We start from the raw sequence: 20,313 nt of genomic DNA, 5'->3' as shown, positions 1-20,313 counted from the left end.
GGGTCGTTCCAGCCGGTGGCGTTGGTGCCCGTACCGCCGGCACCACCGTTGCCGCCCTCGCCGTCATCACTGGCGCCACCGGCGCCGCCGGCACCGCCGGCACCGCCGGTGATGGTGCCTGCTCCGCCGGCACCACCCTGGCCACCGTTGCCACCGTTGCCGGATTCCACGGTCGGAGCGGGAGTCTCGTCGTCACTGCCACTGCCGCCGTTGGCAGGGGGAGCGGGGATGGTGGCCGCACCACCTGCGCCACCGGCGCCACCGGCACCGCCCCAGATGACACGGGTTCCGCCGTTGTCGCTGCTGGTGGTTCCGCCGCCTACGCCACCATTGCCACCTGCACCGCCGGTGCCGTGTTCGCCGGTAGCCGCGCCGCCCGCGCCGCCCGCGCCGCCGTTGCCGGAGACGCCCACGATGGTGCCCTCCCCGAAGTGCCTGTTCGGGAAGGTGTCGATACCCCAGTTCCCGTCAGACGTCCAGCCTTTGGCGACAGCGCCTGCACCGCCGTCGCCGCCCTGGCCGCCGGTGCCGTTGACCGCACTCGACGCGCCGCCCTTGCCGCCAGCACCACCGTTGCCGCCGTACTGGCTGCCCGATGCTGCGTCGCCGCCCTTTCCGCCGTTGCCGCCGTCGCCGCTTTCGGTGCCACCGGCGCCGCCGTTGCCGCCGACCCCGCCGTTGCCACCCGTGGTCGCCCTGGTGGTGTCGGTGTCGGGGTCGTAGTACGCCTTACCACCCGCGCCGCCATCACCGCCGTTGCCGTGGACGCCGCCGGTACCGCCGTCACCGCCGGTGCCGCCGTTCCAATGGGTTTGATCGCCGGCGGCGCCGGCACCACCGGTGCCACCGTGCACCCCGGTGGGATCGGCGCCTGCTCCACCCGTGCCGGCCTTGCCTGCTTCGCCACCATTACCGCCGGTGCCCGCCGCGCCCGCGGCGCCGCCTTCGCCCGCGGAGCCCACGTCGCCCGCGTTGCCACCCTTGCCGCCGGAGCCGTAGCCGTACTGACCCTTTTGCGTCCAGTCACCCGTAGCGCCGGTGCCACCATTGCCGCCCGCGCCGGCGTTGCCGCCGGTACCGCCGTCGCCGCCGCTGCCGTTGGTGCCGGACTCGGAGTCACCGCCGGCGCCACCGGCTCCGCCCTTGCCACCGTTGAAGCCGTCACCGCCGTTGCCGCCGGCACCTGTTCCGGTTTCGAAGTCGCCCGTCGAGCCCTCAACGCCGTGGTCACCGTCACCTGCGTCACCACCGGCACCACCGGCACCACCGTTGCCGGATTCCGATGCCCCGCCGGCGCCGCCCGCACCGCCGTTGCCGCCGTCGCTGCGGGAACCGTTACCGCCGTTACCACCGTCGCCGCCGGTACCACCGTTACCGGTGGTACCGGATCCGCCGTTGCCACCGGCACCGCCGTTGCCGCCGTGGACACCCTCAGCGCCGTTGCCGCCATTGCCACCGAAATCGTGTGTACCGTCGGCATTGGCGCCATTTCCGCCCGCACCACCATTGCTGGCTTCGAAGGGCGTTTCGCTGCCGCCAGCGCCACCATCACCAGCTTGGGCGCCTGCGCCACCCTTCGCGCCGCCGGCACCGCCGTTTCCGGCGTGCTCGCCGTTGGCTCCGGCGCTGCCGCCGTCGCCACCGTTGCCATTGGAGAGGGGGTTGTTCCAGACGCCGTCGGCACCCTTCCCGCCGTCACCGCCCGCACCAACGGCACCGCCGACGCCACCGACGCCACCGTTGCCGTTGGCTCCGGCGTCGCCGTGGGCAGCGGTGCCGCCGACACCACCGGTGCCGCCGACACCACCGTCGAAGCCGTTGCCGCCTTGCTGACCGGCTTCGCCCGTGCCGTCCCCAGTCCCGAAGTCACCGGCGTCTCCGTTGGTGCCCTTGATTCCGTCGTGGCCGGCACCACCGGCGCCGCCCGTCCCGCCGGTCCCGCCGTTGCCCGCCTCGGAGCCGCCCGCACCGCCAGCGCCGCCGGTACCACCCATGCCACCGATGGCTGCGTCTCCGCCATCCAGAGTGTCGTTAGCCGTCCCGCTCACGCCACCGGTTCCGCCGGTACCGCCGGTACCGCCGTTGCCGATCTTGCCGCCGTCACCACCTTCGCCGCCGTTGCCGCCCTTACCGGCGTCGTGCGTGGCGTCTCCGGCGCCACCGGCGCCGCCCAAGCCGCCGGCGCCACCGTTACCGCTCTCGCCGCCACTGGCGCCGTTGCCGCCGACGCCGCCGTTGCCCGCCGCGTTGCCGCCCTCGGCGTCGACACCGGCACCACCGACGCCGCCCTTGCCGCCGTCGCCGTTGATCGTGCTGTCCTCGCCGGCCGCGCCCTTGCTGCCGAGCGAGCCACCCGCGCCGCCGGCGCCGCCCTTGCCCGCCGCGCCGCCTTCGCCACCATTGCCGCCGTTACCACCATCGGCGTGGCCGACTTCGCCATCCGCACCGGTACCGCCCTGGCCGCCAGCACCTCCGGCGCCACCCTTGCCACCCGCACCGCCGGTGCCGAACAGCGACTTGGCGGCACTACCGCCGTTACCGCCGGCACCACCGGCGTTGCCGGCGTCACCGACTCCACCGGCACCACCGTTGGTGCCCCAAGCGCCGTCGTCACCCTGGCCACCGGCCGTTCCCGTGCCGCCGGCGCCACCCGCACCGCCGATGCCGAACAGCCAGCCCTCGACGTCGCCGCCGTTACCGCCGTTGGCGCCCAAACCGCCCGCACCACCGGCACCACCGATGCCCATGAACGTGCCGCCGGCACCGCCGTCGCCGCCGACCTGGCCGTCCGTGCCGGCTCCACCGGCGCCGCCGTTGCCGAACCAGCCGGCAGCGCCACCGTCGCCGGGCGCAATAGCGTCGTGACCGTCTTCACCGTCTTCACCGGCTACCGCGGCCTGACCGGCGTAACCCGCCCCGCCACTGCCGAACCAGATACCGCCCGCACCGCCGTCAGGGTGCGCGGCCGTACCGGCGGCGCCATCGCCCAGATACATCTGACCCTCGGGCGCCCAGCTGTTGACCATGTTAACCAGCCAGGAGTTGGCCGGGTTGTCGATGAACGAGTCGATCATCGTGTACAGGGGCTGATAGACCAGCGAGTTGAAGATCGCCGTCATATCGAACGCACTGGTGTCGGCGGCAAGGCCGGGGTCGGCCGCCGAGAACCACGATCCGATGTCCCAGGCGTTGCTGTCCCAGCCGGTCGACGAGTCTGAGACCGGGGTGAACAGGTCGTCCAGCCAGTCGAAGTCCCAGTCGGCGCGCGCTGTGGGGGCCGCCGCCAGGGGTGCCATGCCGAACGTCAGGAACGCCGCGGCCGTGCCACCGGCACCAACCAGCCGATTCGTCTTACGGCGGTTGTTCCGACGCTGCTGCCGACCTGACATGTTTCCCCGCTTCTGCTTTAAGGCGACCTGTGTAAACCGGTCAAATAGTTACTTCGCTCACCGCAGGGTATTCCAAGGAACGGGGTTCATCCACTCGTGTGGGGCAACCTGACCGGCCCACAAGCAAGTTAACGACGCGCAATCAGTCGATGCCTGGTGGGTTCTGGCGAACTACCTTCAGGCGGTACATCGTCAGATCTGCCGGTACGCCGCTGGTCTTGGCCGCGAGCACCTGGCGGCGTGCTCGCTTAGCAACCACCCCCAGCTCATTGAGGGCGGCCGAGTCGATCCGTTCCAAAGTCGGCCCGGAAACCACGATCCCGCCCTTGACGGCGCGTTCCATGACCCGAGCGGCGATGTTGACGTCCACGCCGAGCCAATCGTCGGCCAGCCGCTGGGGGCGGCCGGTGTGGATGCCGACCCGCATCCGCGGCGTGTGACCGTTGACCTCGACCTCGCGGATAGCCTCTTGCGCCTCCAGAACCGCGGCGACGGCGACCAGCGGGTCCCGGAACACGGCCATCAGTCCGTCGCCCATTCGTTTGACGATGCGGCCGCCGGCGTCCAGCAGCGGCGGCTCGATCGCGCGCGACACCCGCCGCAGCAGGGTCAGGGTGGCATCGTCGCCGGACTGCAGTGACCACGTTGAGAAGCCGACCAAATCAGTGAAGACCAGCGTTGCCTCAGCGTTGCCCGGCACCCGCGACATTCGTTGGGTCAGGGCCTGCCAGACCTGCAACGCGCCCAAGCTGACTTCGCGGGAGGCCGCCGAGCGATCACCCATCAGGCGGTCGGCCGCCCGGGCGGCGGCCTGTGGTCCCCCATCTCCGGCGGTGGACAACGGATCCCCGAATTCCGGATCCCCGGGCAACACCCGCCGCACCCGCCGGACCAGGTCCACGATCCGGACGTCGTTGGTAGTGCGGTTCAGCCAGGCCGCGGCCTCGTCCAGGGAGAACGTTGGGCGGCGGTTGGTGCTGGGCTCGTCGGACATCTCCACCGCCTCCCCGAGCCCATCAGCCTGCCGAGGGGCCGGCTCGAGGTCCATGAGATTCAGGGTAGGTGGCACTCGCAGAGACCGGCAACGAGCCCGACAGTGGCGCACGACACGATCGGCGTTTTCGGCGCGACGCGCCACAACGAATGTAGACAACGATCGTTGTCACAATTATCGTAGTTTCAGGTTCCCAGACAGGAGACGTGATGACCGTTACGCCGACCGCGTCCGTTGAGCAGGCGACCGCGCCCGCCGACGAAAGTGCCCCGAGCGTCGCCGCAACCGCTCCCAAACCCGCTCCCGCGGTGGAGCCGTTGAACTCTGATTCGTTGACCTGGAAGTACTTCGGTGACCTCCGCACCGGCATCATGGGCGTTTGGATCGGCGCCATCGAGAACATGTACCCCGGCCTGGGCGCCGGAGTAACCGAGCACTCCAGCATCTTGAGCGAGCCGATGCAGCGCGTGACACGGTCGGTGTACCCGATCATGGGCGTGGTCTATGACGGCATCCGGGCCCAGCACACCGGTGCCTCGATCCGCGACTACCACCGCGACATCAAGGGGGTCGACGAAAAGGGCCGGCGCTATCACGCGCTGGACCCCGACACCTTCTATTGGGCGCACGCCACGTTCTTCATGTTGATCATCAAGCTCGCCGAGTACTTCGACGGTGGGCTCACTTTGGCCGAGAAGCGCCAGCTCTTCGACGAGCACGTGCGGTGGTACCAGATGTACGGCATGAGCATGCGCCCGGTGCCGAAGTCCTGGGAAGACTTCTGCCAGTACTGGAACCGGGTGTGCGAAGACGAGCTGGAGCTGACACCGGCCGCGATCGACATCTTGAACATCCGCATCCCGAAGCCCTGGTTCGTTCCCATGCCCGACGCGGTGTGGCACCAGATGTTCAAGCCGGCGCTGGCCGCCCAGCGCTGGGTAGCGGCCGGGCTGTTCGAGCCGGTAGTGCGGGAAAAGGCCGGTCTGCGCTGGTCGGAGGGTGACGAGGTGCTACTACGGTTGCTGGGCAAGGTCAGCCACGTGGCATTCAGCTTCGTGCCCGACGAGATTCGGCTGCACCCGCGCGCGTTGGCCGGATACCGACGCGAACAGGGCAAGATCCCCAGCGACACACCGCCGATCGAAGCACCCTGGTTCAGCGGGCCACCAAAAGACCGGCGCCGCAGCGGGATGCACTACGTCCCGCCGGTGAGCCGGGGCATGAAACTGGTCGAGCGCGCCGGGGCCCTGATGCACAGCACCTTCTCGCTGGCCGCCGGCGGCGGCCTGACCCCGCGGCCGCCGCGCCGTAAGCCCAAGGCCGCCTAAGCGCGGCGCTGGGCTCGCGCGCTCTGGTAGAGGCAGATCGCTGCCGCCGCAGCAACATTGAGGCTCTCAGCACCGCCTGCCATCGGGATGTGCACCCGGTGGTCGGCGGCGGCTGCGGCCTCGGTCGGCAATCCCTGGGCCTCCGGACCGAACAGCCACGCGGTGGGCGCGGTCAGCACCGGGTCGGCGTCGTCGAGGCTCAGTTCGCCGTCAAGGGCCGTCGCCAGCACCTGCAGGCTGGCCTGTCCCAATGCGGTGAGCACGGCGTCGGTGTCGGCAGCCACCACGACCGGGATGTTGAAGATGCTGCCCGCAGACGAACGCAGGCACTTGCCGTTATAGGGATCGACGCTGTTGCCGGTCAGCACGACCAGGTCGGCGCCGGTGGCGTCGGCGATGCGGATCAGGGTGCCGGCGTTACCGGGCTCACCGATGCCCACGGCCACCGCCACCAGTCGCGGAGCGTCGGCCAGCAAGGTGTGCAGATCAGCTTCGGTATGCGCGCACACCGCGACCAATCCGGCCGGGGTGACGGTGTCCGACAAGGCTTTTGCCGCGCGGTCGGTGACCAGCTGGACCGGTACCTGCGCGCAAGCCAGCAGATCGTGATGACGTTGCGCCGCCGGTTCGGTGGCGAAGACCTCGAGGACCAGGCCGCGAGCGATCGCGGCCTCGATCAGGTTGGGCCCCTCGGCCAGGAAGCGCTGTTCGCGCTTCCTGGCCACGTGCCGATGCAGCTTGACCGCCGCGACCACCCGGGCCGAACGTTCGGTCAGCATCGGCTCGGTTCGGGTCAGGCAGCCTCGCCGGAGGAGGATGACGGCGCATTCACATCGCTGGGCAGCGCGGCCCGGGCGACCTCGACCAGCGCGGTGAAGGCAGCCGCATCGCTGACGGCGATCTCGGCGAGGTTCTTGCGGTCCACCTCGACGCCAGCGGCCTTGAGGCCCTGGATCAGTCGGTTGTAGGTGATGTCGTTGGCGCGGGCCGCGGCGTTGATGCGCGAGATCCACAGCTTGCGGAACTCACCCTTGCGGGCGCGACGGTCGCGGTAGGCGTAGGTCATTGAGTGGAGCTGCTGCTCCTTGGCCTTGCGGTACAGCCGCGACCGCTGGCCACGGTAACCCTTCGAAGCCTTCAGGACTGTACGGCGCTTCTTCTGGGCGTTGACTGCGCGCTTCACGCGTGCCATGGGGTGTTCCTACTCTCGTTGGGCGTAAGGGGATTGCGGTGCCAGAAAAGCGGCAATTAGCCGTTCAGCATCGCGTTGACGCGCTTGGTGTCGTTGGCAGCCACCACGGTGCGGCCGGCCAGACGACGGGTGCGGGTGCTCGGCTTGTGCTCGAGCAGGTGGCGGGCGTTCGCCTTCTGCCGGACGATCTTGCCGGTTCCGGTGCGACGGAATCGCTTCGAAGCGCCGCTGTGGGTTTTCGCCTTGGGCATGTTTCCTCAGTTCTGCTGTCGGGTTTTCAGTTCTCGGGCTGCTGCTCGGCCGCGTCCGCCGCGGGGGCGGGAGCGGTGGCAGGTGCGGGGTGAACCGCGCCTCCACCGGCGTCCTCTGCAGCCTTGGCACGGGTTTTCGCGCCGCGGTGCGGTGCCAGCACCATCGTCATGTTGCGTCCGTCTTGCTTGGCGGAGGTCTCGACGAAGCCGTACTCGGCGACGTCGGCGCCCAACCGCTGCAGCAGGCGGTAGCCGAGTTCGGGCCGGGACTGCTCACGGCCGCGGAACATGATCGTCACCTTGACCTTGGCCCCGGCTTCGAGGAAGCGGACCACGTGGCCCTTCTTCGTCGCATAGTCGTGGTCGTCGATCTTGGGACGCAGCTTCTGTTCCTTGACGACGGTCTGCTGCTGGTTCTTGCGAGACTCGCGCTCCTTCTGAGCCGCCTCGTACTTGTACTTGCCGTAGTCCATGATCTTGCAGACCGGCGGTTTGGCGGTCGGTGCGACTTCGACAAGATCAAGATCGGCATCCGCGGCGACGCGAAGCGCATCTTCGATGCGCACAATGCCTACCTGCTCCCCGCCCGGGCCGATCAAACGAACCTCAGGTACACGAATGCGCTCGTTGACGCGGATCTCAGTGCTGATGGGACCTCCTTGGGTAGTCTTCGGTCGCGGCCGCCGCAGTGCTCGTCCGGACGCAGCGGCGCTGACCCCACCCACCAGCAAAAAAGCCCTGCACGAAGCAGGGCCCATACCGACCGATCACGGCCTGAATAGCTCAAGCCGCCTGCGCAGTGCGCAGAGCAGGCGGTTAAACCGCCTGCGACCGGACCACTGAGCCTTCAAGGATTGCTCCTTGGCTAGTGGTGGGAGGGAACTCCACTTGCTGTCCTGGCGTACGCCGGGACGGTCGCGAAAGCGAGTCTAGCAGCAGTTCAGGGCTGCTTCCTCCCGGCGATCACACCCACCGGCGATTCCTCACATATTTTTCGCGGCTTTTCTGCTTATTCTCGCGGGCTATGACCCTGACAGTGCCGCCCGTGCCGCGCTCGCGCAGCCGCTCGAACACCCGCTTCCACTGGGTGCCCTCCGCCGCCGCTTGGGCTGTCGGTATCGCCGCCACGTTGTCGCTGCTGGCGAGCATGTCACCGGTGATCCGTTGGGCGATCCGGGAGCCTCGGGAGTTCATCGACAGATACCTGTTCAATTTCCCCGACACCAGCCTGGCCTGGGCATTCGTCCTGGCCTTGCTGGCCGCAGCGCTCAGCGCACATAAACGCATCGCCTGGTGGTTGCTGATCGCCAACCTGGTGGTGGCCGGCGGCTGGAACGTCAGCCGGCTGGTGTCGGACACCTCCGACCGTTTCCAAGTCATCAGCGGCCTCGCGGGGCTGGTGCTGCACGTGGTCGCGATCGTGGTGCTGGTGGCAGCGCGCGGCGAGTTCTGGGCCAAAGTGCGGCGCGGAGCCCTACTCAAGTCGGCCGCCACGCTGGTCGCCAGCTGGACGGTGGCGATCCTGCTGTGCTGGGGCCTCATCGAGCTGTTCCCCGGCACGGTGACACGCCCCCTGCGACTGCCCTACGTGGTGAACCGGGTGGTCGGCTTCGGGCTGCTCGAGCCGGACTTCTTCCCCGGCAAACCGGATCTCGGGCTGCGCGCCCTGTGCGGGCTGCTCGGGGCGCTGGCCCTGATCGCGGCGGCGATCGTGCTGTTTTTGTCCCAGCGCGCCGACAACGCGCTGACCGGCGAAGACGAGTCGGCGATCCGCGGTTTGCTCGAGCAGTACGGTCAGAACGACTCGCTGGGCTACTTCGCCACCCGCCGGGACAAGTCGGTGGTGTTCGCCCCCAACGGGCGCGCCGCGGTCACCTACCGGGTCGAGGTGGGCGTCTGTCTGGCCAGCGGCGACCCGGTGGGCGACCCGAGGGCGTGGCCGCAGGCCATCGGCACCTGGCTGCGGATCTGCAAGGTCTATGGCTGGGCGCCCGGGGTCATGGGCGCCAGTCACGCCGGCGCGCAGGCCTACCGCGACGCCGGCTTGAGCGCTCTGGAATTGGGCGACGAGGCGATCTTGCGGCCCTCGGAATTCAAGTTGTCCGGACCGGACATGCGCGGGGTGCGCCAGGCGGTCACCCGGGCCCGCCGCTCGGGTCTGACGGTGCGGATGCGCCGGCACGGTGAGATCGGCGCCGACGAGATGGCCCGCGTCATCGAACACGCCGACGCCTGGCGCGACACCGAATCCGAGCGCGGGTTCTCCATGGCGCTGGGCCGCCTCGGCGACCCGGCCGACGCCGACTGCCTGCTGGTCGAGGCGGTACGCGGCGATCCGCGCACCGGGGAGGTCGTGGCCATGCTGTCGCTGGTGCCGTGGGGGCACAACGGGGTGTCGCTGGACCTGATGCGCCGCTCCCCGCAATCCCCCAACGGCACCATCGAATTGATGGTCAGCGAGCTGGCGCTGCAGGCCACCACCATCGGCGTCAGCCGGATCTCGTTGAACTTCGCGATGTTTCGGGCCGCGTTCGAGCAGGGCGCGCAGCTGGGCGCCGGGCCGGTGCTGCGACTATGGCGGCGACTGCTGATGTTCTTTTCCCGCTGGTGGCAGCTGGAGACGCTGTACCGGTCGAACATGAAGTACCGGCCGGAATGGGTGCCTCGCTATGCCTGCTACGAGGACGCACGGCTGATCCCCCGCGTCGGGGTGGCCTCGGTGATCGCCGAAGGCTTTCTGGTGCTGCCCTTCTCGCGGCGCAACGAACAGCACACCGGACACCACTCCGCCGTGCCGCCGACGGTGGCCGCCTCCGGGCGGCTGCACAGCGACGGGACCGCACCTGACACCATCGACGGCGGTGCCGCCCGCGAGTTCATCGAGCCCGCCGAGACGCTGCCCCGGCTCCCCGAACAGGTCCGGGTCCGAATGGCCAAGCTGAAGTCGTTGCAGGACAGCGGCGTCGACGCCTACCCGGTGGGCGTCGCGCCCAGCCACAGTGTGACCCAAGCCCTGGCCAGCGACACCGCGGAGACCGTGTCGGTGGCCGGGCGGGTGTTGCGGATGCGTGACTACGGCGGGGTGCTGTTCGCCCAGCTGCGGGACTGGTCCGGTGAGGTGCAGTTGCTGCTCGATGATTCGGTGCTCGCGCAGGCCGACGGCGACGCGCGCGCCGCGGACTTCAGCGCGGGTGTCGATCTGGGCGACCTGGTCGAGGCGACCGGCCGGATGGGGCGCAGCCGCAACGGGACACCGTCGCTACTGGTGGCGCGCTGGCGGCTGGTCGGCAAATGCCTGCGCCCCCTGCCCGACAAATGGAAGGGGCTGACCGACCCCGAGGCCCGGGTGCGGGCCCGCTATGTGGACCTGGCGATCAACACCGAAGCTCGCGAACTGATCTCGGCCCGCAGCAATGTGCTGCGCTCGATCCGGGACACCTTGTTCGCCAAGGGGTTTCTGGAGGTCGAGACCCCGATCCTGCAGCAACTGCACGGCGGGGCCAACGCGCGCCCGTTCGTCACCCACATCAACGCCTACGACCTGGACCTGTATCTGCGGATCGCCCCGGAGCTCTACCTCAAGCGACTGTGTGTGGGCGGGGTGGAGCGGGTATTCGAGCTGGGCCGGGCGTTTCGCAACGAGGGCGTCGACTACAGCCACAACCCGGAGTTCACCCTGCTGGAGGCCTACCAGGCCCACGGCGACTACCTGGCCTGGATCGACGGGGCCCGCGAGCTGATCCAGAACGCCGCGGTAGCGGCCAACGGTGCCCCGGTCGTGATGCGGCCAGGGGCCGACGACAAGCTCGAAGCGGTCGATATCTCCGGGCAGTGGCCGGTACGCACCGTGCACGACGCGGTGTCCGATGCGCTCGGCGAGCAGATCGACGCCGGCACCGATCTGGCCACGCTGCGCCGGCTATGCGACGGTGCCGGCGTCCACTACCTGCGGCAGTGGGATGCCGGGGCGGTGGTGCTGGAACTCTACGAGCACCTGGTCGAGGCCCGCACTGAGCAGCCCACGTTCTATACCGACTTCCCCACCTCGGTGTCGCCGCTGACCCGGCCGCACCGCAGCAAGCCCGGGGTGGCCGAGCGGTGGGACCTGGTGGCGTGGGGCGTGGAGCTGGGCACCGCCTACAGCGAGCTCACCGATCCGGTGGAGCAGCGCCGCCGGCTGCTCCAGCAGTCGCTGCTGGCCGCCGGCGGGGACCCCGAGGCCATGGAACTCGACGAGGACTTCCTGCAGGCCATGGAGTACGCGATGCCGCCGACCGGCGGGCTGGGCATGGGCGTGGACCGCGTCGTCATGCTCATCACCGGCCACAGCATCCGGGACACACTGCCGTTCCCGCTGGCCAAGCCGCGTTGAGCCGCATTCCGGTCCATCATGGAGGGGTGATCCTGGCGAGTGGCGAACACACCTCGCTGATGCATGGCTGGATTCCGGTCACGGTGCAGGCGGCGGCGGTGTTGTCGCTGGTTCTGGCCGTGGGCTGGCGGTCGCGCCGCTGGCTGTGGCGGCTGCCGCTGATCGGCGTCCTGGGGCTCGCTGGGGCGGGGTGCGCGTACTGGTTCGTCACCGACGACGGGCTGTCCGGTCAGCCGCCGCCGCTCACCCTGTGGGTGTGGGTCGCGTTGACCGGCGCCGCCGCGGCGCTGCTGATCTTGGGCTGGCGCGGTGCGGCCTGGTGGCGACGCGGCGTCGCCCTGCTGGCGGTGCCGCTGTGTCTGGTCAGTGCGGCACTGACCCTCAACGCCTGGGTCGGTTACTTCCCGACCGTGCAGAGCGCCTGGGACGACCTGACGTCGGGGCCGCTGCCCGACCAGAGCGACATGGCCGCGGTGGATGCGATAGCCGGCTCGGGCACCCTGCCCGCGCGCGGCCGCGTGCTGCAGGTGACGATTCCCGCCGACGCTTCGCATTTCAAGCATCGCGGCGAACTGGTGTACCTGCCTCCGGCGTGGTTCGCCCAGAATCCACCGCCGGCGCTGCCGGTCGTGATGATGATCGGCGGCGAGTTCAACACACCCGCCGACTGGCTGCGCTCCGGGGGCGCGATCAATGCCGCCGACGACTTCGCGGCCGCGCACCACGGCAATGCACCGGTGCTAGTGTTCGTCGACTCGGGTGGCTCCTTCAACAACGACACCGAGTGCGTCAACGGCCCGCGCGGCAACGCCGCCGACTATCTCACCGAAGACGTGGCGCCGTACATGATCTCGCACTTCGGGGTCAGCCCCGAACCGTCGCAGTGGGGTCTGGTCGGCTGGTCCATGGGCGGCACCTGCGCGGTCGACCTGACCGCGATGCACCCCGACAAGTTCAGCGCCTTTGTCGACATCGCCGGCGATCTGAGTCCCAACGCGGGAACCCGATCCCAGACCATCCATCGACTGTTCGGCGGCAGCGCCGACGCCTGGGCGGCGTTCGACCCGTCGACGGTGATCGCCAAGCACGGCCGGTATTCCGGGGTTTCGGGGTGGTTCGCGGTCGACGGCAGCGCCGCGGCGAACGATATCGGCGGTCAGCTGGCCGCCGCGAGGTCGCTGTGCTCGCTCGGCCAGGCCAACGGCATCGACTGTGCCGTAGTCATCGAACCGGGCCAACATGACTGGCCGTTCGCCGGCAGGGCGTTCACCCACGCGCTGCCGTGGCTGGCCGCCCGGCTGAGCACCCCGGGGGTGGCGCCGGTCGCTTTCCCGAGCATGTGAGGAGGCGATGCTGGTCCGGGTTTCGACCATATGGTGTTGTGCCCGGCTCTGAGCGACAGCGGCCGCATCGAGATTCGCCGAGTGTACGTTTTGGTTCGAAAATCGGCCGTTCTGCGTACCAAACCGCGCACTCGAGGAATGGGCCTGCTACTTCGATCGCCGGCGGTAACGTGGCCACCATGGGTGACGATCCGAGCGACCCGCAGGCCGGCAGCGGTTACGACGCCACCGGCGTGCCGACGTTCGATTCGGTGCGCGAGAAGATCGAGCGCCGCTATGAGACCTCGATCGGCGCCCAGGAGCTGGATTCCGAAACACCGGACGGCCGCACCCTCGAGAAGCAGTTCGAGGAACGCCAGCGTGCGGCCGCCGACCGGCTGGAGCAGATCCGCAAGTCGATGCACGAGGATGAGCACTGACCGGTGCGGAGCTTCACTATCGCCGAGCGGCGAAACCGTTTGGCGCGCAGACATTTTCTTGCGCCTGACACCACTGACGAACCGATCGACCGGATCGCGGCAACGCTGGTCGGGCTGCACGCCACCGATCCCGCCACCCCGTACTTGTCGCTGTGGGCGCGGCGCTCGGGGTTCGCGGTGGCCGACCTGAACGACGCCCTGTATGAAAAACGTTCATTGGTCAAGCATCTGGCGATGCGCCGAACACTGTGGGTGTTCGATCCCGCCGATCTGCCCGCCGTGCAAGCCGCGGCCAGCGACCGGGTGGCCGACACCGAACGACGCAAGCTGATCGCCGATGTGGCCAAAGCGGGCGTGGCCGATGACGGGGAAAAATGGCTGACCCAGGCCGCGGCCGCGGTACTACGGCACCTCGATGAGAACGGGCCGGCCAGCAGCATCGCACTCCGCGCGGCCCTGCCCGAGCTGGCCGGCACCTATGATCCCGCGCCCGGAAAATCCTACGGGGGCCAGACCCATCTGGCGCCGCGCGCGCTGACCGTGCTGGGCGCGCAGGGCCACATCGTGCGGGGTCCCAACGACGGCGGCTGGACGTCGTCGCGGCCGCAGTGGACGACCGCGACACGCTGGCTCGGTGCACTCGGCGCGCCGATGACCGCCGAGCCGGCGCAGACCCAGCTGATCCGAACCTGGCTACGGGCGTTCGGCCCGGCCACCGCCGAGGACATCAAGTGGTGGTTCGGCACTACCAAGACAGTGGTCCGCAAGGCGTTGAGTGAGATCGGCGCCGTCGACGTCGACCTGCACGGCACGCCCGGTTACGCGCTGGACGACGACCTGGAGCCCGAACCCGACGCGGAGCCGTGGGGTGCGCTGCTGCCGGGCCTCGACGTCACCACCATGGGTTGGTACCAGCGCGACTGGTACCTGGGCGAGCACCGCGGCCAGCTCTTCGACAACAACGGCAACGCCGGGCCCACGGTGTGGTGGGACGGCCGGATCGTCGGCGGCTGGTATCAGAATGCGGCCGCCGAGGTGCAACTGCAGCTGCTCGAAGACCCGGGCCCCCAGGCCCGCTCTGTGTTGGCCAAGCGGGCGCAGGAGCTCACCGAGTGGCTGGACGGGGTGCGGGTGCCGCCGCGGTTCCCGTCGCCGCTGGTGAAGGCGGCGCAGCGCTGACGGCGTAGTTTCCCGAAGTGGTGAACTGCTTCTTGAGCATCGCGTACCCCCAGGCCAGTACCAGCCAGGGCGCGATCAACCACGGGCCGTTCAGCAGAACGAACTTGACACCCAGATCCATGAAGCTGTCGGTATTGATCGACGGGAAGCCGGCGATGATCTCGGTGCCGTAGTAATACCAGGTCAGGACGGTGTGCGTGACGGCTGTCGACATCACCAGCAGGGTTCCCCGGTAGTCGGTGAACTTGGACCGGAACAGCAGGATCAGTCCGGTGACGCCGACACAGGCGTTGATCACCGACAGCACCTCGATCATCAAGAAGTTGGGTTCGGCGTGCAGATAGCGCAGGTCGCCGCCGTCGATGTAGTTCCACCAGGGATACGCCCACGCGGCATCGCGCGCCCCGGCGATGGCCTTGTGCAGGATCAGCCAGCCGAGCTCCCAAGTCAGATGCGTGACGTAGGAGCAGATCACGAACGGGAGAACCACCGCCTGGAGGCGTTGAAATCGGGTCCAGGCCCGAAGCGACGGTAGCGGCAGGAACGCCGCAAAAATGCCCAGGAAGTAGGCAGCGGTCGCCTGCACAGCCATGGCGTCGGCGATGAAGGGACGGTCGACGCTGCTGTGAAATGCCAAGTAGCTGTATATCGGAAACGCCAAAGCCAGCGAGCCGAACGCCACGATCCATACGATGCGCAGTCCGCGCGACCGCGGAAGTGTCGCCGAAATCTGCGGCAAGTTCTCCCGGCTCAGCTCAGCGGTCGCCATCGGCGCACCTCTCCCAATTCCGATCGAGTTATGTAGTAATAATGACTCTGTTAAACAGAATCATGATTACTGTGGGACCGTAGCACCTCGTGGACACTGGGCCAACGGTCGATCGAGAGCAGGGGGCGGCCATGGCAACGAACCGATCCACGCCGCCGATCGCTGACATGGCCGACGCACGCAGGGCCATGTACCAACAGCAGATCGTGGCGGCAGCCGAGTACGAGTTCAGTCGCACCGGCTTCGCCGACGCACGGGTGAGTGACATCGCCAAGACCGCCGGAGTGTCACTGGCGACGGTCTACAAGCACTTCGGCGGCAAAGACGAAATCTGGGATGTCCTCAATGCCGCGCGCATGCAGGCGTTCGTCGCCGCCGTGCGCGTACGCACCGATGAAATCGACTCCCCGCTAGAGGCGATCCTGGTCGGAGCGCGTGCCGAGGTCGAGTTCTTCGCAGCACACCCGCACTTTCTGCAGCTGCACATCAATGAGGGCCTGAGCTGGGCATCGGCCTCAGCCGAACTGGGCCGAGGGGGTCAACGAGCAGCGTGGCGAACGGGTATGGACATGATCACCCGAGCGGCCGAAATCGCCGTGGAAGCTGGTCAGATCGCCCACCTGCCTCCGCGAATCGCTGCGGCACTGGTCATCTCGGCCTTGCAGATTTGGCTCACCGATTGGGTCTCCGCGGGCAAGACGGAGCCGATCGAGGCTGTTGCCGACGCTGTCGTGCGGCACCTGCGAGTCAGCCTCGGCGCTGAGCCGGCTTAGCCCAGACAGACCCTAAGCGCTGGCCTTGCGACGGCGCTTGACGGCTTTGGCCGGCTTGGCCGGTGCGCCCAGGATTTCGGCGAGAAACTTGCCGGTATAGCTCTCCGGCACGCCCACGACGTCCTCCGGGGTACCGGTGGCCACCACCGTCCCACCGCCGGCCCCGCCTTCGGGGCCCATGTCGACGATCCAGTCCGCGGTCTTGATCACGTCCAGGTTGTGCTCGATGACGATCACCGTATTGCCTTTGTCGACAAGGCCGTTGATGACGCCCAGCAGTTTGGCGATGTCCTCGAAATGCAGTCCGGTGGTGGGCTCGTCGAGGATATAGACGGTCCGGCCGGTGGACCGCTTCTGCAGCTCGGAGGCCAGCTTCACCCGCTGCGCCTCCCCGCCGGACAGCGTCGGCGCCGGCTGGCCCAGCCGCACATACCCGAGCCCGACGTCGACCAGGGTGCGCAGGTAGCGGTGGATGCCGGTGATCGGCTCGAAGAAATCCGCCGCCTCCTCGATCGACATGTCCAGCACCTCGGCGATGGTCTTGCCCTTGTAGTGCACCTCCAGGGTCTCGCGGTTGTAGCGGGCACCGTGGCAGACCTCGCAGGGCACGTAGACGTCGGGCAGGAAGTTCATCTCGATCTTGATGGTGCCGTCGCCGGTGCACGCCTCGCAGCGTCCGCCCTTGACGTTGAACGAGAATCGGCCCGGCTGATAGCCGCGGACCTTGGCCTCGGTGGTGGCGGCGAACAGGGTGCGGATCTTGTCGAACACCCCGGTGTAGGTGGCCGGGTTCGACCGCGGGGTGCGCCCGATCGGTGACTGGTCGACCCGTACCAGCTTGTCCAGGTGGTCGAGCCCGGTGATCCGGGTGTGCCGGCCAGGCACCAGCCGGGCGCCGTTGAGTTTGTTGGCCAGCACCGTCGCCAGAATGTCGTTGACCAGCGTCGACTTGCCCGAGCCGGACACCCCGGTCACCGCGGTGAGCACCCCGAGCGGAAACGCCACGTCGACGCCGGCCAGGTTGTGCTCGCGCGCGCCGACCACTCCGAGTTGGCGCTTGGGGTCCACCGTGCGACGAATTTGCGGCACCGCAATGGTTTTCGCGCCGGACAGGTAGCCCCCGGTGATCGAATCCGGGTTGGCGAGCAGTTCGGCATACGGCCCGCTGTGCACGATCTTGCCGCCGTGCTCGCCGGCCGCCGGGCCGATGTCGACGATCCAGTCGGCGTGGGCGATGGTGTCCAGGTCGTGCTCGACGACGATCAGGGTGTTGCCGAGATCGCGCAGCCGAACCAGAGTCTCGATCAGTCGGCGGTTGTCCCGCTGGTGCAGCCCGATCGACGGCTCGTCGAGCACGTAGAGCACCCCGACCAGGCCCGAGCCGATCTGGGTGGCCAGCCGAATGCGTTGCGCCTCACCACCGGACAGGGTTCCGGCAGCCCGGGACAGCGTCAGATACTCCAGGCCGACGTCGAGCAGGAAGCTCAGCCGGGACTGGATCTCTTTGAGCACCTGCCCGGCGATGGCCTGCTCGCGCGGGCCCAGGGTCAACGCGTTGAGGAAGTCCGAGCAGTCCGCGATCGACAGCTCACTGACCTGCGCAATGGACTTGCTGCCGTAGTCGCCCGCGGCCAGCGTCACCGCCAGGATCTCCGGCTTGAGCCGGGTGCCGGCGCATTCCGGGCACGGCACGTCACGCATGAACCCGGCGTAGCGCTCCTTCATCTGCTCGGATTCGGTCTGCTCCATCTTGCGTTGCAGGAACGCCATCACACCTTCGAAATCGGTGTAGTACGAGCGGGTCCGGCCATAGCGGTTGCGGTAGCGGACATGCACCTGCTCGTCGGAGCCCTCCAGGATCGCCTTGCGGGCCTTGGCCGGCAGCTTGCGCCACGGGGTGTCGACGTCGAAGCCCATCGCCTCACCGAGGCTGGCCATCATCCGGGTGAAGTACTCGCTGGTGGGGCCCATCGACCAGGGCACCACCGCGCCCTCGGCCAGGGTGCGATCCGGGTCGGGCACCACCAGGTCGGCGTCGACCTCCTTGCGGATGCCCAGGCCCACGCATTCTGGGCAGGCACCGTAGGGCGAGTTGAACGAGAACGACCGCGGCTCCAGGTCGTCGACCGACAGCGCGTGCCCGTTGGGGCAGGCCAGCTTCTCGGAGAACCGCTGCTCGCGATGGGGGTGATCGTCATCCCGGTCGACAAACTCCAGCACCACGATGCCGTCGGCCAGGCCCAGCGCGGTCTCCACCGAGTCGGTGAGCCGCTGCTTGGCCGACTCCTTGACAGTGAGACGGTCCACGACCACCTCGATGTCGTGCTTCTCCTGCTTCTTGAGCTTGGGCGGATCGGTCAGCGAATGCACCACGCCGTCCACCCGCACCCGGCTGTAGCCCTGGGTGTTTAGCTTCTCGAAGAGATCGGCGAATTCCCCCTTGCGGGTGCGCACCACCGGCGCCAGCACCTGGAACCGCAGTCCCTCGTCCATGGCCAGCACCTGGTCCACGATCTGCTGCGGGGTCTGCCGGGCGATCCGCTCGCCACAGACCGGGCAGTGCGGGGCCCCGGCCCGGGCGTAGAGCAGCCGCAGGTAGTCATAGACCTCGGTGATGGTGCCGACCGTCGAGCGCGGGTTGCGGTTGGTGGACTTCTGGTCGATGGACACCGCCGGCGAGAGACCCTCGATGAAGTCGACGTCGGGCTTGTCCATCTGGCCGAGGAACTGGCGGGCGTAGGCCGACAGGGATTCGACGTAGCGGCGCTGGCCCTCGGCGAAGATCGTGTCGAAGGCCAGCGAGGATTTACCCGATCCGGACAGCCCGGTGAACACGATCAACGCGTCGCGCGGCAGGTCCAGATCCACACTGCGCAGATTGTGTTCCCGCGCACCCTTGACGATCAGCCGGTCAGCCACGGGTCCATGCTAGGTGGCGCTACCGACAACCAGCTCAGGGCCAGTACCGTGACGGACATGACCTCCCAGATCGCGGTTGACGACAACTACACCGGACACGTCGAGCCCGGCACCGCGGCACGGCGCACCCTGCCCGGGGCCACCATCATCAAGGCCTCGGTGGGCCCGATGGACAACAACGCCTACCTGGTGACGTGCACCAACACCGGCAAGACGCTGCTGATCGACGCGGCCAACGACGCCGAGAACCTGGTCGCGCTGGTGCGCGAGTACGCCCCGGACGTGGCACTGATCGTCACCAGCCACCAGCACTTCGACCACTGGCAGGCGCTGACCGCACTCGCCGAGGCCACCGGGGCCCCGACGGCCGCGCACGCCCTGGACGCTGAGCCGCTGCCGGTGAAACCAGACCGCATCCTGGCCGATGGCGACACCGTGACCGTCGGGGACCTGAACTTCGACGTGATCCACCTGCAGGGCCACACCGAGGGATCGGTAGCGCTGGCCCTGGACGGCGCGGCCACCGGCGGCGTGACCCAGCTGTTCACCGGCGACTGCCTGTTCCCCGGCGGCATCGGAAAGACGTGGCAGCCAGGGGACTTCGAGCGCCTGCTGGGTGATGTGAGTCGCAAGGTGTTCGACCGGTTCGGCGACGACACCGTCGTCTACCCCGGACACGGTGACGACACCGTTCTAGGGGTCGAGCGCCCGCACCTGGCGGAATGGCGCGAACGGGGGTGGTGAACTCCCCCGCCGGTTAGCGAGGCTGACGGAGGAGAGGCGAAGCTGGACCGCCGGTCTAGCCCCGCGCGCTACCCGGTGGTGTGAACGATCAGCACGTCGATCTTGGAGCGCCGCGACACATTGGCCGGCACCGAGCCGAGCAGCCGCCCGGCGATGGTGCTCAGCCCGACGTTGCCGACCACCAGCAGGTCGGCCTTGACCGACTCCGCCAGCTCCACCAGCGCGTCCACCGGAGCGCCGACGATGGCCTTCTCCTCGACCTCGTAGGCGCCGGCAGCAATGGCCCGCTCCTTGGCCTCCTTGAGGATGGCGTAGATCGGGGCGTTGCCCGAGGCCTTGTAGCCCTCGTCCTTGAGAGCGTCGGCGGCGCGGGGGTCGTCGGCGTGCGGCAGGTAGGCGGTGGCGATGACGACCTTCGCGCCTTCACCGGACGCCAGATGAGCCGCGCGGTCGACGGCGCGCAGCGACGAGTCCGAGCCGTCCGTACCGACCACCACGGTCTTGTAGCCGCTCATTCGTAACCCTCCCGGTGCATTGGTCGCCTGTTGGCAAATTGAGCCATGGCGACATTAACGCGTCGACGGCCCCGATGGGGGCGATTGGCGTCACATGTCGTTTGCGGCGCGGCGTGCACAGCCCTC

General features: G+C 68.6%; 15 protein-coding genes and 3 pseudogenes. 7 read left to right on the top strand and 11 right to left on the bottom strand.

All coding sequences use genetic code 11. From position 1 onward, the window contains the following. Positions 1-488: 488 nt before the first annotated feature. The 4 genes and pseudogenes from NM962_21015 to NM962_21000 form a co-directional block, all read right to left on the bottom strand. A pseudogene (locus tag NM962_21015) lies at positions 489-794 on the bottom strand (hypothetical protein). Between the two features lie 891 nt (positions 795-1,685). Beyond that, a pseudogene (locus NM962_21010) lies at positions 1,686-1,997 on the bottom strand (hypothetical protein). A gap of 633 nt (positions 1,998-2,630) precedes the next feature. Next, positions 2,631-3,389, bottom strand: a pseudogene (locus NM962_21005) (hypothetical protein). Positions 3,390-3,531: 142 nt separating this feature from the next. Further along, positions 3,532-4,383: an adenylate/guanylate cyclase domain-containing protein gene (locus NM962_21000; protein ID UVO14872.1), complete on the bottom strand. Its 852-nt coding sequence runs from the start codon at positions 4,381-4,383 to the stop codon at positions 3,532-3,534. Positions 4,384-4,592: 209 nt separating this feature from the next. Between NM962_21000 and NM962_20995 the strand changes: the two genes are divergently transcribed. Next, positions 4,593-5,711 carry an oxygenase MpaB family protein gene (locus NM962_20995; GenBank protein ID UVO12314.1) on the top strand — a complete coding sequence of 373 codons (1,119 nt, stop codon included), beginning with the start codon at positions 4,593-4,595 and terminating at the stop codon, positions 5,709-5,711. Here NM962_20995 and NM962_20990 read toward each other — a convergent pair. From NM962_20990 to infC, 4 genes are read right to left on the bottom strand one after another with little or no spacing between them, the layout of a single operon-like run. Beyond that, positions 5,708-6,490 (bottom strand): RNA methyltransferase, encoded by a 783-nt coding sequence (locus tag NM962_20990; GenBank protein ID UVO12313.1) that lies wholly within the window; start codon positions 6,488-6,490, stop codon positions 5,708-5,710. The genes NM962_20995 and NM962_20990 overlap by 4 nt on opposite strands. 14 nt (positions 6,491-6,504) lie before the next feature. Next, positions 6,505-6,903 (bottom strand): 50S ribosomal protein L20, encoded by a 399-nt coding sequence (rplT, locus tag NM962_20985; GenBank protein UVO12312.1) that lies wholly within the window; start codon positions 6,901-6,903, stop codon positions 6,505-6,507. Between the two features lie 56 nt (positions 6,904-6,959). Continuing rightward, positions 6,960-7,154 (bottom strand): 50S ribosomal protein L35, encoded by a 195-nt coding sequence (rpmI, locus tag NM962_20980; protein ID UVO12311.1) that lies wholly within the window; start codon positions 7,152-7,154, stop codon positions 6,960-6,962. A 26-nt stretch (positions 7,155-7,180) separates the two neighbouring features. Further along, positions 7,181-7,804 (bottom strand): translation initiation factor IF-3, encoded by a 624-nt coding sequence (gene infC / locus NM962_20975; GenBank protein ID UVO14871.1) that lies wholly within the window; start codon positions 7,802-7,804, stop codon positions 7,181-7,183. Between the two features lie 374 nt (positions 7,805-8,178). On the opposite strand from infC, the gene lysX reads away from it, so the two are divergent. The 4 genes from lysX (at position 8,179) to NM962_20955 (ending at position 14,467) form a co-directional block, all read left to right on the top strand. Then, on the top strand, positions 8,179-11,526 hold the full coding sequence (gene lysX / locus NM962_20970; GenBank protein UVO12310.1) for a bifunctional lysylphosphatidylglycerol synthetase/lysine--tRNA ligase LysX: 3,348 nt from the start codon (positions 8,179-8,181) through the stop codon (positions 11,524-11,526). Positions 11,527-11,585: 59 nt separating this feature from the next. Continuing rightward, positions 11,586-12,869: an alpha/beta hydrolase-fold protein gene (locus tag NM962_20965; GenBank protein UVO14870.1), complete on the top strand. Its 1,284-nt coding sequence runs from the start codon at positions 11,586-11,588 to the stop codon at positions 12,867-12,869. A gap of 179 nt (positions 12,870-13,048) precedes the next feature. Then, positions 13,049-13,288, top strand: coding sequence for a hypothetical protein (locus tag NM962_20960; protein UVO12309.1), 240 nt, complete (start codon positions 13,049-13,051; stop codon positions 13,286-13,288). A 3-nt stretch (positions 13,289-13,291) separates the two neighbouring features. Continuing rightward, positions 13,292-14,467, top strand: coding sequence for a winged helix DNA-binding domain-containing protein (locus NM962_20955; GenBank protein ID UVO12308.1), 1,176 nt, complete (start codon positions 13,292-13,294; stop codon positions 14,465-14,467). Here the strand turns inward: NM962_20955 and NM962_20950 are convergent. Continuing rightward, complete coding sequence (locus tag NM962_20950) at positions 14,394-15,236, bottom strand: hypothetical protein (GenBank protein ID UVO12307.1); 843 nt, start codon at positions 15,234-15,236, stop codon at positions 14,394-14,396. The genes NM962_20955 and NM962_20950 overlap by 74 nt on opposite strands. 131 nt (positions 15,237-15,367) lie before the next feature. Between NM962_20950 and NM962_20945 the strand changes: the two genes are divergently transcribed. Continuing rightward, entirely contained in the window at positions 15,368-16,009 is a 642-nt protein-coding gene (locus NM962_20945) for a TetR/AcrR family transcriptional regulator (protein UVO12306.1), read from the top strand. Between the two features lie 12 nt (positions 16,010-16,021). Here NM962_20945 and uvrA read toward each other — a convergent pair whose 3' ends face one another. Continuing rightward, positions 16,022-18,928, bottom strand: a complete 2,907-nt coding sequence (uvrA, locus tag NM962_20940) for an excinuclease ABC subunit UvrA (GenBank protein ID UVO12305.1) — start codon at positions 18,926-18,928, stop codon at positions 16,022-16,024. A gap of 57 nt (positions 18,929-18,985) precedes the next feature. On the opposite strand from uvrA, the gene NM962_20935 reads away from it, so the two are divergent. After that, on the top strand, positions 18,986-19,672 hold the full coding sequence (locus tag NM962_20935) for an MBL fold metallo-hydrolase (GenBank protein UVO12304.1): 687 nt from the start codon (positions 18,986-18,988) through the stop codon (positions 19,670-19,672). A 68-nt stretch (positions 19,673-19,740) separates the two neighbouring features. On the opposite strand, the gene NM962_20930 is transcribed toward NM962_20935, so the two are convergent. Next, positions 19,741-20,187: a universal stress protein gene (locus NM962_20930; GenBank protein UVO12303.1), complete on the bottom strand. Its 447-nt coding sequence runs from the start codon at positions 20,185-20,187 to the stop codon at positions 19,741-19,743. Between the last annotated feature and the right edge of the window lie 126 nt (positions 20,188-20,313).

Origin of the sequence: Mycobacterium sp. SVM_VP21, assembly GCA_024758765.1 — a bacterium.
Classification (GTDB): domain Bacteria; phylum Actinomycetota; class Actinomycetes; order Mycobacteriales; family Mycobacteriaceae; genus Mycobacterium; species Mycobacterium heraklionense_C.
Note: the sequence above shows the minus strand (reverse complement) of the source record. Positions and strands in the feature narration are given on the sequence as shown.

Coding starts and splice junctions, on each gene's coding strand:
- NM962_21000 (UVO14872.1), bottom strand. CDS start 4,383: ATGTCCGACGAGCCCAGCACCAACCGCCGCCCAACGTTCTCCCTGGAC.
- NM962_20995 (UVO12314.1), top strand. CDS start 4,593: ATGACCGTTACGCCGACCGCGTCCGTTGAGCAGGCGACCGCGCCCGCC.
- NM962_20990 (UVO12313.1), bottom strand. CDS start 6,490: ATGCTGACCGAACGTTCGGCCCGGGTGGTCGCGGCGGTCAAGCTGCAT.
- rplT (UVO12312.1), bottom strand. CDS start 6,903: ATGGCACGCGTGAAGCGCGCAGTCAACGCCCAGAAGAAGCGCCGTACA.
- rpmI (UVO12311.1), bottom strand. CDS start 7,154: ATGCCCAAGGCGAAAACCCACAGCGGCGCTTCGAAGCGATTCCGTCGC.
- lysX (UVO12310.1), top strand. CDS start 8,179: ATGACCCTGACAGTGCCGCCCGTGCCGCGCTCGCGCAGCCGCTCGAAC.
- NM962_20965 (UVO14870.1), top strand. CDS start 11,586: ATGCATGGCTGGATTCCGGTCACGGTGCAGGCGGCGGCGGTGTTGTCG.
- NM962_20960 (UVO12309.1), top strand. CDS start 13,049: ATGGGTGACGATCCGAGCGACCCGCAGGCCGGCAGCGGTTACGACGCC.
- NM962_20950 (UVO12307.1), bottom strand. CDS start 15,236: ATGGCGACCGCTGAGCTGAGCCGGGAGAACTTGCCGCAGATTTCGGCG.
- NM962_20945 (UVO12306.1), top strand. CDS start 15,368: ATGGCAACGAACCGATCCACGCCGCCGATCGCTGACATGGCCGACGCA.
- NM962_20935 (UVO12304.1), top strand. CDS start 18,986: ATGACCTCCCAGATCGCGGTTGACGACAACTACACCGGACACGTCGAG.
- NM962_20930 (UVO12303.1), bottom strand. CDS start 20,187: ATGAGCGGCTACAAGACCGTGGTGGTCGGTACGGACGGCTCGGACTCG.